Origin of the sequence: Nocardioides sp. InS609-2 (genome assembly GCF_023208195.1) — a bacterium.
Lineage (GTDB): Bacteria > Actinomycetota > Actinomycetes > Propionibacteriales > Nocardioidaceae > Nocardioides.
Map to the genome: position 1 here is coordinate 3,608,852 of NZ_CP060034.1, position 14,445 is coordinate 3,623,296.

Genomic DNA, 14,445 nt, shown 5'->3' on the forward strand with positions numbered 1-14,445 from the left:
TCCCACATGAGGTGGGTAGCCGGGTCGGTTGTGATGATCGTCCTGGCCGGGTGCTCCGGACAGGCGACTCCCGAGGTGGCCGCCGAGGCTCTCGCGCTCCCGTGCCCGGTTGCTCAGCAGCGCCGGGTGGCCCTCGACGTCCCCGGACCTGGCCGTCCGACCCCCGAAGAGGCTGTTGCTCCCTTCGCCGAGGCAAGCGAGCTGGTGGTGGAAGTGGTGCACGGTGAGACGGTCGTCTTCGCGCTGGCGCCTGACGGCCAGGTCGTCCGAGTCTTCAGCGTGTCGAAGCACCGCGACGGCTGGTGGCCGGACGGCTACGCCGAGTGCCTGGTCAGCCCCTGATCACGTCTCCGTCGACGTAGACCCAGCGGCCCGCCCGGCGCTCGAACCGGCTCCGCTCGCGGAGCACGCCCGGCTTCCCGGCATGAGTCCACGCCGCCGCGAACTCCACGACGCCTGACTCGTCGTCGACGCCACCGGCCTCGGTGTCCAGGATGCGCAGTCCGGTCCACGTGGTCGCGGGCTCCAGGTCGATCCGGTCCGGCCGGGTGCGCGGGTGCCAGGTGCGGAAGACGTGGTCCTCGTTGCGCAGGGCGTACGCCGCGTAGCGCGAGCGCATCAGCTCCTCGGCCGTCTCGGCCTGTGCGGCACCGCGGTGCAGGCGGCCACAGCATGCGTCGTACGCGAGACCGGTGCCGCAGGGGCAGGGCCAGCTCAGTGGGGCGTTCATCGTGCGCACTGTATCGAGCCGGGAATATCCTGGACTCTCTTTCGTTGTAATGCTGTAATCATGTAACTACTGCAAGGAGCACATCGTGAATCCCCCAGAATCTTCCGAAGAAGACACTCCCCGTCGCGGCCGCCGTCGTGAAGACGGTCGTGGCGGCCCGCACCGTGGCGGCCGCCGCGGTGGCTGGCAGACCGCCGACCTCCCGAGCGCGGCCGACGCCGCGTCCTGGTTCGCAGGTCGCCTGCCCGAAGACTGGTTCTCCGACGTCGACGTGAGCGTCGACCGCGAGGAGATCACCGTCATCGGCACCCTGAAGGACGCCGACGTCGAGGGCGCCGAGGCCGAGGGCCGGCTCAGCCGATTCCGTGCCGACAGCCGGGACGTTCGCATCTCCATCGCCCTCGAGGCCCAGGGCCGATACGCCCGGAAGGTCTCGTGGGGCGCCCGCCTCGGTGACACCGAGGCACTGTTCACCCACGTCGCCGCGCCGGTGATGACCCGGCTCCGCCAGCCCGAACGGCGGGTGCTCGACACCCTCGTCGACGCCGGCGTGGCGCGCTCTCGCTCCGACGCGCTCGCCTGGTCTGTGCGGCTTGTCGGCGAGCACGCTGACGAGTGGCTCGGCCAGCTCCGCGAGGCGATGTCCGAGGTCGACAAGCTGCGGGGCGAGGGTCCGGCGGTCTGAACCTTCTCTAGGCTGGCCGGGTGAACTCATCAGCCGGCCTGCCTTGGGCGTGGGGCGACCTCAGCGGGACGCACCCCGCACCCGCACCTCCTGGGTACGACGGCCCGGCCGCCGCACGCGGCGTCCGGGTCGACGCGCCCGCGCCGACGGTGTGGCTGTGGTTGCGGCAGCTCCAGGTGGCGCCGTACAGCTATGACCTGCTCGACAACTGGGGCCACCGCAGCCCGCGAGTGCTGACGCCGGGGCTGACCGAGTTCACCCCCGGCCAGCGGGTGCTGACGATCTTCACGGTCATGTCGGTGTCGCCGGGCGAACGGGTCGTGCTCGAGATGGCAAAGCCCGGCGCACTGCGGCTCTTCGGCGCACTGACCATCACATACAACGTCACCCCGCTGCCCGACGGCGGCACCGGTCTGCGCGGGGACCTGCACCTGGCCCGGTCCAGCAGTCGCCTCTCGGCGCTGCACCAGACCGCGCTGCTGTGGGGCGACGTACCGATGATGCGCAAGCAGCTGCTGACGCTGAAGGAGTGTGCGGAGCGGGACGCTCGCCGCTGATGGAGTCACCGGCAAACCCGTTGGTGCCCGGGACACGAGAGCCAATACGGTGACGGACATGAGCTTCGAGCGCACCGACCCGCCGTACTCCGCCGACGAGACCACGATGCTGCGGAGCTTCCTCGACTACTTCCGGGTGACCGTGCGCCGGCAGGCGGAGGGGCTGACGCAACAGCAGCTCGCCACGCCGTTGCCCACCTCGCCGCTGACCCTCGGCGGGATGCTGAAGCACCTCACCTACGTCGAGCAGTGGTGGTGGACGGTCGTGTTCAAGGGCGAGGAGGCGCAGGGGATCTGGGCCCAGGTCGACTGGGACGCCGACGAGGACTGGGACTGGCACTCCGCCGTCGACGACAGCCCGGCCCAGCTCATGCAGTGGCACGAGGAGGAGGTCGCCCGCGCCAACGCCACTCTCGACGCGGCGATGGCCACCGGTGACCTCGATCAGCTCGCCAAGATGCCCCGGCACAACGGCCGGCACGCCAGCCTGCGGTGGATCCTCGTGCACCTGATCGAGGAGTACGCCCGTCACGCCGGCCATGCCGACCTGATCCGCGAGGCCATCGACGGGGAGACCGACCTGTGACGATCCGCCCGGCCACCGAGGCCGACTGGAGCCAGATCCACCCGTTCTTCGCGGCGATCGTGGCCGAGGGCGAGACGTACGCGTTCCCGACCGACCTGACGTCAGACCAGGCCCGCGACCTGTGGGTCGAGCGCCGCCCGGCCTCACCGTCGTACTCGAGGAGGACGGCGTCGTGCTCGGCAGCGCCAAGATGGGCCCCAACCGGCCGGCCAACGGCGACCACGTCGGCACCGCGGCGTTCATGGTCTCCTCGGCCGCGCGCGGTCGCGGGGTCGGTCGCAGCCTCGGTGAGTACGTCGTGCAGTGGCACCGCGAGCAGGGCTACCGCGGCATCCAGTTCAATGCAGTCGTCGAGACCAACGCGAGCGCCGTACACCTGTGGGAGAAGCTCGGCTTCGAGATCATCGGCAGGGTGCCGGGGGCGTTCAGGTCACCGAGCCACGGGTACGTCGGGTTGCACGTGATGTACCTCGATCTCAGTGAAGGGCTTGACTCTCACACCGTGTGAGGCGGGATGAATGACCCATGTTGTCCATCGGAGACTTCGCTCGCATCGGCCAGGTGTCCGTGCGCATGCTGCGCCACTACGACCAGCTTGGTCTGGTGGTGCCAGCAAGGGTCGACGCGTCCACCGGCTCTCGCTGGTACTCGCCCGACCAGCTGCATCGGTGCGTCCTGGGCTGACCTGCACGGCGCCCTCGCCGAGAGCGGACTGGCCCCCGAGGGACCCTGCCGCGAGCTCTACCTGCGGGCCGAGCGAGAGGACCAGTCCGACTGGGTGACCGACCTGCAGCAGCCCGTCGTCCGGGCCGCGGTCAGCTGAAGAGATCGGCCGCCTTGACGACTGTCTCGTAGACGCCGTAGGCCAGCGGGATGCCGACCACCAGCCACGCGACCGCGAGCAGCGGCGTACGGCGCGCGGGCACGTCGTACTTCGCATCGGCCTCGACCTGGTCGGACGTCAACGCGGTCTCCGATCCTTCGGGCTCGTGGAACTTGTCGGCGACCGGCCGGATCAGCAGGTTGGACACGAAGCCCACCGCCAGGATGCCGACCATCGTGAGCAGAGCCGGCCGGTAGTCGTCGGCGACCAGCGCGCCCGGCTCGCCACGTGCATCGAGGAAGCCGTTGATGATGAGCGGCCCGGCCACACCGGCCGCGGCCCAGGCGGTGAGCAGTCGGCCGTGGATCGCGCCGACCTGGAAGGTGCCGAAGAGGTCGCGGAGGTACGCCGGCACGGTGGCGAAGCCGCCGCCGTAGAAGCTGATGATCGCACCGGCCAGGAAGGCGAACAGCACTACCGAGCTGCTGCCACCGAGGGCGAGGGTGATGTAGAGGACGATGCCGAGGCCGAGGTAGACCATGTAGATCGGCTTGCGGCCGATGACGTCGGACGTCGAGCTCCAGAGGAAGCGGCCGCCCATGTTGCACAGCGACAGCAGGCCGACGAAGCCCGCTGCCGAGGCGGCGGCGACCGATGAGTCGGCGCCGTCGCGGAAGAAGTCCTGGATCATCGGCGCGGCCTGCTCGAGGATACCGATGCCGGCGGTGACGTTGCAGAACAGCACGACCCAGAGGAACCAGAACTGCGGGGTGCGGATGGCGTTGTTGGCCGAGACGTTCTCGTGGGTGATCATCGACTTCGCCTTGACCTTGGAGCCGTCCCAGCCGTGCGGCTTCCAGCCGTCGGCGGGCACGCGCACCAGGAACGCCCCGAAGACCATGACGACGAAGTAGCCGACGGCGAGGGTGAGGAAGAGCTTGGAGACCGCCGAGCCCGCGGCGACTCCGGTCACGGCGTCGTAGTTGTCGTCGTACGCGCTGAGCAGCTTCGACGACAGCGGGCTGGCGATCATCGCGCCGCCACCGAAGCCCATGATGGCCATGCCGGTGGCCAGGCCCGGACGGTCCGGGAACCACTTGATCAGCGTCGACACCGGCGAGATGTAGCCGATGCCGAGGCCGATGCCGCCGATCACGCCGTAGCCCAGGTAGACCAGCCACAGCTGGTCGGTGCTGATGCCGATCGCGCCGACGACGAAGCCGGTCGCCCAGCAGCACGCGGCGGTGAACATGGCGCGGCGCGGGCCGCCGGAGTCGACCCAGGTGCCGAAGACCGCCGCAGATAGGCCGAGCATCACGATGGCGATCGAGAAGATGACGCCGATCGCGGTGAGGCTGGAGTCGAAGTGCTCGACGAGGGAGGCCTTGTAGACGCTGGTGGCGTAGGCCTGCCCGATGCAGAGGTGTACGGCGAGGGCGGCCGGGGGGATCAACCAGCGGTTGAAGCCGGGCGGGGCAATGGTGTGGTCGCGGTCCAGGAACTCGAGCGCCATGGACGATCTCCTGTTGTTCAACATTCAGCCAATCTGGCCCAGAACCGTCCTACCACGGATCTCGGGCGAAAGGTGACGCTGGTTACGGTGGTCGGGTGACTTCGAATCGAAGCGATGAGTGGCCAAAGTGGGGCCAGGCACCCGCGGCCACACTGCGCTCGCGGCTGAGGGCCGGGTGTGGATTGGCACCCTGAGTAGTGTTTTTGGGGTGACCAAGGCCCCCACCGCAAAGACCCTGGGCGAGCTGCGTGCGTCCGGGCACGAGCACAAGTCCCTCCGCAACGAGATCCGCGACAACCTGCTGGCGATGCTGGCCGCGGGCGACGACCCGTGGCCCGGGCTGCACGGCTTCGAGACCACCGTGATCCCGCAGGTCGAGCGGGCCCTGCTCGCCGGCCATGACGTCGTACTCCTCGGTGAGCGGGGGCAGGGCAAGACCCGGCTCCTGCGCACCATCGTCGGGCTGCTCGACGAGTGGACGCCGGTGATCGACGGCGCCGAGCTGGGCGAGCACCCCTACGACCCCATGACCCACGGGTCGAAACGCCGCGCCATCGAGCTCGGTGACGAGCTGCCGATCTCGTGGCGGCACCGTGACGAGAGGTACGCCGAGAAGCTGGCGACGCCGGACACGTCGGTCGCCGACCTGATCGGTGACGTCGACCCGATGAAGGTGGCCGAGGGCCGGATGCTCGGTGACCCCGAGACCATCCACTTCGGGCTCATCCCGCGCAGCCACCGCGGCATCGTGGCGATCAACGAGCTGCCCGACCTGGCCGAGCGCATCCAGGTCGCGATGCTCAACGTGATGGAGGAGCGCGACATCCAGATCCGCGGCTACGTGCTTCGACTGCCGATCGACACGCTCGTGCTGGCCAGCGCCAACCCGGAGGACTACACCAACCGCGGCCGCATCATCACCCCGCTCAAGGACCGCTTCGGGGCCGAGATCCGCACCCACTACCCGGTCGAGCTCGATGCCGAGATCGCGGTGATCCGGCAGGAGGCCGGCCTGGTCGCCGATGTGCCCGACCACCTCGTCGAGATCCTCGCGCGCTTCACCCGCGGACTGCGTGAGTCCAGCGCGGTGGACCAGCGCTCGGGTGTCAGCGCCCGCTTCGCGATCGCCGGTGCCGAGACGGTGGCGGCTGCCGCGCTGCGACGCGCCACCATGCACGGCGAGGAGCACGCGGTCGCCCGCGTCGTCGACCTCGAGACCGCCGTCGAGGTGCTGGGCGGCAAGGTCGAGTTCGAGACCGGCGAAGAAGGCCGAGAGCACGAGATCCTCACCCACCTCCTCCGTACGGCGACCGCCGAGACCGTGCGCCAGCACTTCCGCGGCCTCGACTTCGCCCTGCTCGTCGACGCGATCGAGGCGGGCTCGATGGTCACCACCGGCGAGCACGTCACCGCACGCGCCTTCCTCACCGGGCTGCCCGTGCTGGGCGAGGCCGAGCTGTACGACGACGTTTGCGACCGCCTGGGCGCGACCGACGACGGCACCCGGGCAGCGGCCATCGAGCTGGCCCTCGAAGGACTGTTCTTGGCCCGCAAGGTGGGCAAGGACAGCGACGGATCCGAGACGGTCTATGGCTGAGGTCGTGATCCGGACGGACGTGGTCACCGCTGTCTCGGCCCCGATCGCCAGCCACCGGATCATCCGGAGGCGGCAGCCGTGAGCCGCTACCAGCGCTACGCCGGCGGCGACCCGCTGGCGCCGCCCGTCGACCTGGCCGAGGCCCTCGACGCGATCGGCCAGGAGGTGATGGCCGGCTACTCGCCGGAGCACGCGATGCAGGAGTTCCTGCGGCGCGGCGGGCAGGACCAGATCGGCCTCGACGACCTGGCCCGACGGGTGGTCGAGAAGCGCCGCGAGCTGCTCGCCCGCCACAACCTCGACGGCACGCTGCAGGAGGTGCGCGAGCTGCTCGACAAGGCCGTGCTCGAGGAGCGCAAGCAGCTGGCCCGTGACGTGTCGATGGACGACGCAGCCCGGGCGTTCCGCGAGATGCAGCTCGACAACCTGCCGGCCTCGACGGCGGCTGCGGTGAGCGAGCTGTCGTCGTACGACTGGCAGAGCAGTGAGGCCCGCGAGGCCTACGAGCAGATCAAGGACCTGCTCGGGCGCGAGGTGCTCGACCAGAGGTTCGCCGGCATGAAGCAGGCGCTGGAGGGTGCGACCGACGAGGACCGCGCGGCGATCAACGAGATGCTCGACGACCTCAACTCGCTGCTCGAGAAGCACCGGCTCGGCGACGACACGGACGAGGACTTCCGCGAGTTCATGGACAAGCACGGCGACTTCTTCCCCGAGAACCCGCAGGACATCGACGAGCTGATGGACGCGCTGGCCGCGAGGAGTGCTGCCGCTCAGCGGATGCTCAACTCGATGAGCCCGGAGCAGCGGGCCGAGCTGATGCAGCTCTCGCAGCAGGCGTTCGGCTCGCCCGACCTGATGGCGCAGCTGTCGCGGATGGACGAGAACCTCCAGGCCCTACGGCCCGGTGAGGAATGGGGCGGGTCTGAGGAGTTCGGCGGCGAGCAAGGTCTGGGTCTCGGCGACGGCACCGGCGTGCTGCAGGACGTCGCCGACCTCGACGCGCTGGCCGAGCAGCTCTCGCAGTCGTACGGCGGCGCCCGGATGGACGACGTCGACCTCGACCTGCTGGCGCGCCAGCTCGGCAACGACGCGGCCGTGGACGGCCGCACCCTCGCGGAGCTCGAGAAGGCGTTGCGCGAGTCCGGCTACCTCAAGCGCGGCTCCGACGGCGAGCTCCGGCTCAGCCCCAAGGCGATGCGCGAGCTCGGCAAGGCGCTGCTGCGCGACGTGGCCACCCGGCTGTCGTCGCGACAGGGGCAACGCGACGTACGCCAGGCAGGTGCGGCCGGTGAGCGCTCCGGCGCCACCCGCCAGTGGGAGTTCGGCGACACCGAGCCGTGGGATGTGCCGCGCACGATCGGCAACGCCGTGCGTCGTACACGCGGTGAGGGCAAGTCAGGACCCATCAAGATCCATGTCGACGACATCGAGGTGCAGGAGACCGAGGCCCGCACGCAGGCAGCGGTGGCACTGCTGGTCGACACGTCGTTCTCGATGGCGATGGACGGCCGCTGGGTGCCGATGAAGCGCACCGCACTCGCGCTGCACCAGCTGATCCGTAGCCGGTTCCGGGGTGACGCGCTAGAGCTGATCTCGTTCGGGCGGGCCGCACGCACCATGGAGATCGACGAGCTCACCGCGCTCGACGCCCGCTGGGACAAGGGCACCAACCTGCACCACGGGCTGCTGCTGGCCAACCGGCACTTCCGCAAGCACCCCAACGCCCAGCCGGTGCTGCTGATCGTCACCGACGGCGAGCCGACGTCACACCTCGAGCCGCACGGCGAGATCTACTTCGACTACCCGCCGCACCCGCTGACCATCGCGTACGCCGTCCGCGAGCTCGACAACGCCGGCCGGCTGGGCGCACAGGTCACCTTCTTCCGGCTCGGCGAGGACCCCGGGCTGGCGCGGTTCATCGACTCGATGGCCAAGCGGGTCGACGGTCGTGTCGTTGCGCCCGAGCTCGACGATCTCGGCGCCGCCGTGGTTGGTTCCTACCTGGGCTCGCGCGCGCCGTCGGGTGGCGCCAACTACCGCGACATGTTCGGCGGACGCGGCTTCTGGGTCGGCTGAGGCCTACGGCGAAGGCGCGAAGCCGGGCAGGTGCTCCTCGAGGATCGCCTTGAACGGCGCCTCCGCGTTGAGCTGGCTCAGCAGCCCGATGCCGCCCAGCCAGGTGCGGTGGATCAGCAGGTACGACGTCGGCAGGTTGAACCTGGTCGCCACGGCGAACGACGGCTGCCGGGGGTCGTTGATCCGCTCGAACTGGGTGCGCATCCACTCGCGGGTGAAGCGGAACCGCTCGACGCGGGTGGGGTCGACGAACGGCGAGAGGTAGTCGAAGACCAGCTGCGGGTCGACCTTGATGCCGGACTTGATGAAGCCCTCGCCACGCAGGGCCTCGACCAGGGCATCGGGGTCGTCCAGGGCGGCGACCCGCATCAGGTTGCCCATCGAGGTGGGCAGCTGCCGGTCGGGCAGGCGCGCGACGGCGCCGAAGTCGAGGACGCCGAGCTTGCCGGGGGAGCCGTCGGCGTTGGGGATCGGCCGGAAGTTGCCGGGGTGTGGGTCGGCGTGCAGCATGCCGGTGCGCGCCGGCCCGGAGAAGAGGAACCGCGCGAGCAGCTCGCCGTAGTGGTCGCGCTCCTCCTGGGTGCCGTCGGCGATGACCGTGGCCAGCGACCCCGGCGACTCCATCCACTCGCTCACGAGCACCGACTGGCCGGCGTACACGACGTCGGGTACGACGACGAGCGGGTCGTCGCGGAAGGCGTCTGCGAACGCGGCCTGTGCCTCTGCCTCGAGCTCGTAGTCGAGCTCGTCGGCGGCGCGGGCCTGTAGCTCGGCCACCAACGGCTTGATGTCGATGCCGGGGAAGACGGGGGCGAGGCCCTTTGCGACGCGGGCGAGCTGGCGCAGGTCGCTCATCAGCGCCTGGCCGGCGCCGGGGTACTGCACCTTCACGGCCACGTCGCGGCCGTCGTGCCAGCGTCCGCGGTGCACCTGCCCGATCGACGCAGCGGCCGCCTGGCCGCCGTCGAGCCAGACGAGCTGGGTGCGCCAGTCGGGGCCCATCGACGACTCGATCTGCTCACGCACGGTCTGGGTCGGCATCGGGGGAGCCGCGTCCTGCAGCTTGACCAGCTGCTCGCGGTACGGCTTCACGAGCTCGTCGGGGAAGGCCGCCTCCAGCACCGAGAGCGCCTGGCCGAACTTCATCGCCCCGCCCTTGAGTTCGCCGAGGGTGCGGAAGAGCTGTTCGGCCGTGCGCTGCTGGATCTCGGTCAGCACCACCTCGGCCGATCGGCCACCGAGACGCTTTCCGACCCCCAGCGCTGAGCGGCCGGCGTACCCGAGGGGAAGTGCGGCCAGCCGGGCACCCCGCGCGATCGCCTTCCGGGGGATGGCCTTGCGCGGGTCTTCGGGCATGGCCCCATTGTCGGGGATGCGTGGTTGCGGAGCCTCATCGCTGCAGCACATCTCTGACGGACGCGGCCATGCCGGCGATGTCGACCTGGTCCAGATCGGTGGTGTCGACCTGCACGACCCGGTCGTCGTGGAGCACCGGTCGGTAGGGCCCCGCCAGGTAGCGGTCCGGCCTGACGCTGAACCTGGCCTTGATCTCGTGGACCTCGCCGCTCGCGGCGCGAGTGCGGGCTCGCCGCAGCAGCACATCGGGGTCGCCGACCAGAGCGACCTCCACGATCGGTACGTCGATCCTGACTGCGGCCTCCGCGAACATGGTGCGGTTCCAGTCGTGGTTGAACGGCGTGTCCGCAACGACCGACAACCGGGTCGTCACGCGCTGCAACATCCACAGGAACAGGTTCCACACCACTGCACCCTCACGGAACGTCGATCCGCCGACCTGCGGGTCGTACGTCGGCGACGTCAGCGCGGGGTGCTCAGGCTCCCAACCCGAGTAGACGATCTCGTGCATGCGGTCCCGGCTGATCCACAGGGCATCCAGCTCGCTGGCCAGCATCGGCGCGAGGGTCGTCTTCCCGGCCGCGGCGTACCCCGTCACGAGCACCAGGAACCGGGGCATCGCTGCCGCGCCGGTCACGACTCAGGCAGTCGCCGGGAAGCGGACGCCCGTGTTGGCGTGGCAGCGGTAGCCCATCGGGTTCTTCGCGAGGTACTGCTGGTGCTGGTCCTCGGCGTAGTAGTACGGCGCTCCGCCATCGAGAGGGGCGGCCGGCCGGATCTCCGTGGTGATGGTGCCGAGCTGCCGGCGCGCCAGCTCGTCGCCGTACACCTTGGTCAGGTCGCGGGCGGTCTGCTCCTGCTCGGGGGTGGTGAAGTAGATGGCCGAGCGGTACTGCGTGCCGACGTCGTTGCCCTGCCGCATGCCCTGCGTGGGGTCGTGGATCTCGAAGAACCTCTTGACCAGGTCGTCGAACGACACGACCGTCGGGTCGAAGACCAGGCGGATGGCCTCGGTGTGCCCGGTGCGACCCGAGCAGACCTCGTCGTACGACGGGTTCGGGGTGATGCCACCGGCGTAGCCCACCGACGTCGACCAGACGCCCGGCAGCTGCCAGTAGATCTCCTCGGCACCCCAGAAGCAGCCCAGCCCGAAGATCGCGACCTCCATGCCCTCGGGCACGTCGTCGGTGATCACCGGCGCGTCGAGTACGACGTGGCGCGCGGCGATGCCGGAGTGCCCCGTCTCGCGGCCCTTCAGGGCGTCCTCGGCTGTGGGAAGGGTGGTCTTGGTGGCGCGGCCGAACATGTGGTCTCCGATCACTGGGTGCTGTGGAAACAACGATCCGTCGCTCACCAGTGTTCCCTACCCTCGGTGATACCAGATTGATACCGTGGAGGGATGGCCATGACACTGCGCACCGACCCCGAGCTCGACGACGCCTTGACCACGCTTGCCCGTGTTGAAGGCGTGTCCAAGCAAGAGGCAGCCCGGCGCGCGATCCTCGAGCGTCACGCCTCCCTGACGCGCAGCGAGCGCATCGACGCGGTCGCCGAGGAAATGTTGGACAAGTGGGGTGACGTGCTCGACCGCCTGGGCAAGGCCTGACCGGTGACCCTCTACCTCGATCTTGAGGCCTTGCTCCTGCTGACTCGCAAACTCGGCGCAGGTCCCGTCCGCGATCCCGGGTTGTTGGACTCGGCAGCCGCGAGACCCCGGTCCAGTGTGTTCGGTGAGGACGCTTACAGCACGATCGAGCTCAAGGCCGCGGCCTTGCTTCACTCGATTTGCCGCAACCACGCGCTCGTCGATGGAAATAAGCGACTCGCGTGGCTCGCCGCGGTGTCGTTCCTGGGTTTGAACGGTCACGACGTGTTGCTCACCGACGACGAAGCCTTCGACCTCGTCATGCGCGTGGCCGAAGGCAACGCCGATGTCGAGGAGATCGCCGCGACCCTTAGGCTCGACGGGTGACCTCTCAGCAGCACCGCAGCAAGTCCGGCTTCGAGACGCGTGCGATCCACGCCGGCTACGAACCCGACCCGATGACCGGGGCCGTGATCCCGCCGATCTACGCCACGAGCACCTACAAACAGGACGGTGTCGGCGGCATGCGGGGCGGCTACGAGTACAGCCGCTCCGCCAACCCGACCCGCACCGCGCTCGAAGGCGTCATAGCGGCGCTCGAGGAGGGTGAGCGCGGCTTCGCATTCGCTTCCGGCCTGGCCGCCGAGGACACCCTGATCCGTGCCCTGTGCCGGCCGGGCGACCACGTGGTCATCCCCGACGACGCGTACGGCGGCACCTACCGGCTCTTCGACAAGGTCGAGCAGGTCTGGGGCCTCGAGCACAGCCCGGCGCCGGTCTCCGACGTCGACGCGATGCGTGCGGCGATCCGGCCCGGCAAGACCAAGCTGGTGTGGGTCGAGACGCCCACCAACCCGATGCTCAACATCGGCGACATCGAGGCGCTCGCGTCGGTGGCCCACGACGCGGGTGCGCTGCTGGTCGTCGACAACACCTTCGCCTCGCCGTACCTCCAGCAGCCGCTGACTCTGGGCGCCGACATCGTCGTGCACTCGACGACGAAGTACTGCGGCGGCCACTCTGACGTCGTCGGCGGTGCGCTCGTGGTGCGCGACCTCGAGGTGGCCGAGAAGGTCGCCTTCCACCAGAACTCCATGGGCGCCGTCGCCGGCCCGTTCGACGCGTTCCTGACCCACCGCGGTCTCAAGACCCTCGGCGTCCGGATGGACCGCCACTGCGACAACGCCGAGAAGGTCGTCGAGTTCCTCACCAGTCACGACCAGGTCGCGCAGGTGATCTACCCCGGTCTCGAGGAGCACCCCGGACACGCGGTCGCGGCGAAGCAGATGAAGCGCTTCGGCGGCATCATCAGCTTCCGTGTCACCGGCGGCGAGCAGCACGCGCTCGACGTCTGCGGCCGCGCCGAGGTCTTCACGCTGGGTGAGTCGCTGGGCGGCGTCGAGTCGCTGATCGAGCACCCGGGCCGGATGACCCACGCCTCGGTCGCCGGCACCGACCTCGAGGTGCCCGCCGACCTGATCCGGCTCAGCGTCGGCATCGAGTCGATCGACGACCTGCTGGGCGACCTGGACCGCTCACTTGGCTCCGCTGACTGACGGGGTCGTGATCTGCGTCGACTTCGGCTCGACGTTCACCAAGGCCGGGCTCGTCGACCTCGTCGAGGGCCGCATCGTCGCTGCCGCCTCGCACCCGACCACGATCGAGACCGACGTCCTCGACGGGTACGACGCGTGCCTGGCGCAGCTGGTCGAGCAGGATGCCCGGGCCGCGACGGCCGCAGTGTTGGCCTGCTCGTCCGCCGGCGGTGGCTTGCGGATCGCGGTCGTCGGCAACGAGGAGCTGGTCACCGCCGAAGCGGGCCGCCGGGTCGCGCTGAGCAGCGGGGGCAAGGTGGTCGCTGTCATCGCCGGCTCGAGTCGTCCGCCTGAGACCGGGTCCTGGCCCGGTGTGGTGCGGACGACCCAGCCCGACGTGGTGCTGCTGACCGGTGGCACCGACGGGGGCAACGCCGAGGTGCTGCTCCAGTGCGCGGCAGACCTGGTCGACTCCGGCTGGACGGGGCCGGTCGTCGTCGCCGGCAACGTCGACGCGCAGGCCGAGGTGGCCGGCATCCTCGAGGCCGCGGGAGTGCCGCACGTGCTCGCCGACAACGTGGTGCCGCGCATCGGCGTGCTGTCTCCCGACTCCGCGCGCTCCGCGATCCGCGAGGTCTTCCTCGCCCACGTCATCGGCGGGAAGCACCTGAGCAGCCGCGCCGACTTCGTCGCGATGGTCACCGGCGCGACGCCCGACGTCGTACTCACCGGTGTGGAGCTGCTGGCCCGCGGTGTCGACGAGGAGCGACCGGGTGCAGGTGACGTGGTCGTGGTCGACGTCGGCGGCGCGACCACCGACGTGCACAGCGTGGTCGAGCTCGACCCCGAGGACGCCGGACTGGCCCGCGAAGTGGTCGCGACGACTCCCGTGACGCGCACGGTCGAGGGTGACCTCGGGATGCGCTGGTCCGCCGTGACGACGGCGGCCGAGGCCGGGCTCGACGACCTCGCCGACGCTGCGGCACAGCGTCAGGCCGACCCGGGCTTCCTGCCCACCGACGACGCCGGCGCCGATGACGACGAAGCCCTGGCCCGGGCCGCGATCGGCCTGGCCCTGCGCCGGCACGCTGGCCGTAGCAAGGTCGTCGTCAGCCCCGAAGGACGCGTCGTCGAGCGCACCGGCAAGGACCTCCGCGAGGTCGACCTGATGGTGGGTTCGGGCGGCGTCCTGCGCAACGGCCGACCGGGGGTGGCCGAGCGGGGCTTCGCCGGTTCGACCGGTGCCGACATCGACGGTGGCTGGCAGCTGCCGAGGTCGCCGCGCATCGTCGTCGACCATGACTACGTGCTGGCGGCGGCCGGGCTGCTCGCGGGCGCGCATCCGGAGGCGGCGTACCGGCTGGTCCGCCGTCTGGCCGAGCAACCTGCTCTGTAGCCT

At 70.0% G+C, this 14,445-nt stretch carries 17 protein-coding genes; 12 read left to right on the plus strand and 5 right to left on the minus strand.

The window, feature by feature from the left end; translation table 11 throughout:
- Positions 1-6: 6 nt before the first annotated feature.
- Entirely contained in the window at positions 7-342 is a 336-nt protein-coding gene (locus H4Q84_RS18645; protein WP_248580568.1) for a hypothetical protein, read from the plus strand.
- Here the strand turns inward: H4Q84_RS18645 and H4Q84_RS18650 are convergent.
- Positions 332-730: a YchJ family protein gene (locus tag H4Q84_RS18650; protein ID WP_248580569.1), complete on the minus strand. Its 399-nt coding sequence runs from the start codon at positions 728-730 to the stop codon at positions 332-334. The two genes, H4Q84_RS18645 and H4Q84_RS18650, sit on opposite strands and share 11 nt — an antisense overlap.
- 85 nt (positions 731-815) lie before the next feature.
- On the opposite strand from H4Q84_RS18650, the gene H4Q84_RS18655 reads away from it, so the two are divergent.
- From H4Q84_RS18655 to H4Q84_RS18675, 5 genes are all read left to right on the plus strand, one after another.
- Positions 816-1,415, plus strand: a complete 600-nt coding sequence (locus H4Q84_RS18655; RefSeq protein WP_282580265.1) for a hypothetical protein — start codon at positions 816-818, stop codon at positions 1,413-1,415.
- A 20-nt stretch (positions 1,416-1,435) separates the two neighbouring features.
- Positions 1,436-1,972 carry a hypothetical protein gene (locus H4Q84_RS18660; protein WP_248580570.1) on the plus strand — a complete coding sequence of 179 codons (537 nt, stop codon included), beginning with the start codon at positions 1,436-1,438 and terminating at the stop codon, positions 1,970-1,972.
- 58 nt (positions 1,973-2,030) lie between these two features.
- The gene (locus H4Q84_RS18665; protein WP_248580571.1) at positions 2,031-2,558 is read left to right on the plus strand and encodes a DinB family protein; all 528 of its coding nucleotides are present in this window, start codon (positions 2,031-2,033) and stop codon (positions 2,556-2,558) included.
- A gap of 121 nt (positions 2,559-2,679) precedes the next feature.
- On the plus strand, positions 2,680-3,066 hold the full coding sequence (locus tag H4Q84_RS18670) for a GNAT family N-acetyltransferase (RefSeq protein WP_248580572.1): 387 nt from the start codon (positions 2,680-2,682) through the stop codon (positions 3,064-3,066).
- 17 nt (positions 3,067-3,083) lie between these two features.
- Positions 3,084-3,242 carry a MerR family DNA-binding transcriptional regulator gene (locus H4Q84_RS18675; RefSeq protein ID WP_248580573.1) on the plus strand — a complete coding sequence of 53 codons (159 nt, stop codon included), beginning with the start codon at positions 3,084-3,086 and terminating at the stop codon, positions 3,240-3,242.
- A 131-nt stretch (positions 3,243-3,373) separates the two neighbouring features.
- On the opposite strand, the gene H4Q84_RS18680 is transcribed toward H4Q84_RS18675, so the two are convergent.
- Positions 3,374-4,894, minus strand: a complete 1,521-nt coding sequence (locus H4Q84_RS18680; protein ID WP_248580574.1) for an OFA family MFS transporter — start codon at positions 4,892-4,894, stop codon at positions 3,374-3,376.
- A gap of 208 nt (positions 4,895-5,102) precedes the next feature.
- Between H4Q84_RS18680 and H4Q84_RS18685 the strand changes: the two genes are divergently transcribed.
- Positions 5,103-6,491 carry a magnesium chelatase gene (locus tag H4Q84_RS18685; RefSeq protein WP_248580575.1) on the plus strand — a complete coding sequence of 463 codons (1,389 nt, stop codon included), beginning with the start codon at positions 5,103-5,105 and terminating at the stop codon, positions 6,489-6,491.
- A gap of 78 nt (positions 6,492-6,569) precedes the next feature.
- Positions 6,570-8,570: a VWA domain-containing protein gene (locus H4Q84_RS18690; protein ID WP_248580576.1), complete on the plus strand. Its 2,001-nt coding sequence runs from the start codon at positions 6,570-6,572 to the stop codon at positions 8,568-8,570.
- A 3-nt stretch (positions 8,571-8,573) separates the two neighbouring features.
- Here H4Q84_RS18690 and H4Q84_RS18695 read toward each other — a convergent pair whose 3' ends face one another.
- From H4Q84_RS18695 to msrA, 3 genes are read right to left on the minus strand one after another with little or no spacing between them, the layout of a single operon-like run.
- Positions 8,574-9,926 carry an AarF/UbiB family protein gene (locus H4Q84_RS18695; protein WP_248580577.1) on the minus strand — a complete coding sequence of 451 codons (1,353 nt, stop codon included), beginning with the start codon at positions 9,924-9,926 and terminating at the stop codon, positions 8,574-8,576.
- Positions 9,927-9,960: 34 nt separating this feature from the next.
- Positions 9,961-10,563, minus strand: coding sequence for an AAA family ATPase (locus tag H4Q84_RS18700; protein ID WP_248580578.1), 603 nt, complete (start codon positions 10,561-10,563; stop codon positions 9,961-9,963).
- 3 nt (positions 10,564-10,566) lie between these two features.
- Positions 10,567-11,280: a peptide-methionine (S)-S-oxide reductase MsrA gene (gene msrA / locus H4Q84_RS18705; protein ID WP_248580579.1), complete on the minus strand. Its 714-nt coding sequence runs from the start codon at positions 11,278-11,280 to the stop codon at positions 10,567-10,569.
- 45 nt (positions 11,281-11,325) lie between these two features.
- On the opposite strand from msrA, the gene H4Q84_RS18710 reads away from it, so the two are divergent.
- Genes H4Q84_RS18710 through H4Q84_RS18725 form a run of 4 tightly spaced genes read left to right on the plus strand, consistent with a single transcriptional unit; the run spans position 11,326 to position 14,442 of the window.
- The gene (locus tag H4Q84_RS18710) at positions 11,326-11,532 is read left to right on the plus strand and encodes a CopG family transcriptional regulator (protein ID WP_248580580.1); all 207 of its coding nucleotides are present in this window, start codon (positions 11,326-11,328) and stop codon (positions 11,530-11,532) included.
- Between the two features lie 3 nt (positions 11,533-11,535).
- Positions 11,536-11,898 carry a type II toxin-antitoxin system death-on-curing family toxin gene (locus tag H4Q84_RS18715; RefSeq protein ID WP_248580581.1) on the plus strand — a complete coding sequence of 121 codons (363 nt, stop codon included), beginning with the start codon at positions 11,536-11,538 and terminating at the stop codon, positions 11,896-11,898.
- Entirely contained in the window at positions 11,895-13,067 is a 1,173-nt protein-coding gene (locus H4Q84_RS18720) for a cystathionine gamma-synthase (RefSeq protein ID WP_248580582.1), read from the plus strand. Before H4Q84_RS18715 ends, H4Q84_RS18720 begins: the two co-directional genes overlap by 4 nt.
- A complete protein-coding gene (locus tag H4Q84_RS18725) occupies positions 13,051-14,442 on the plus strand; it encodes a glutamate mutase L (protein WP_248580583.1) in 1,392 nt (463 codons plus the stop codon). Before H4Q84_RS18720 ends, H4Q84_RS18725 begins: the two co-directional genes overlap by 17 nt.
- The last annotated feature ends 3 nt before the right edge of the window (positions 14,443-14,445 follow it).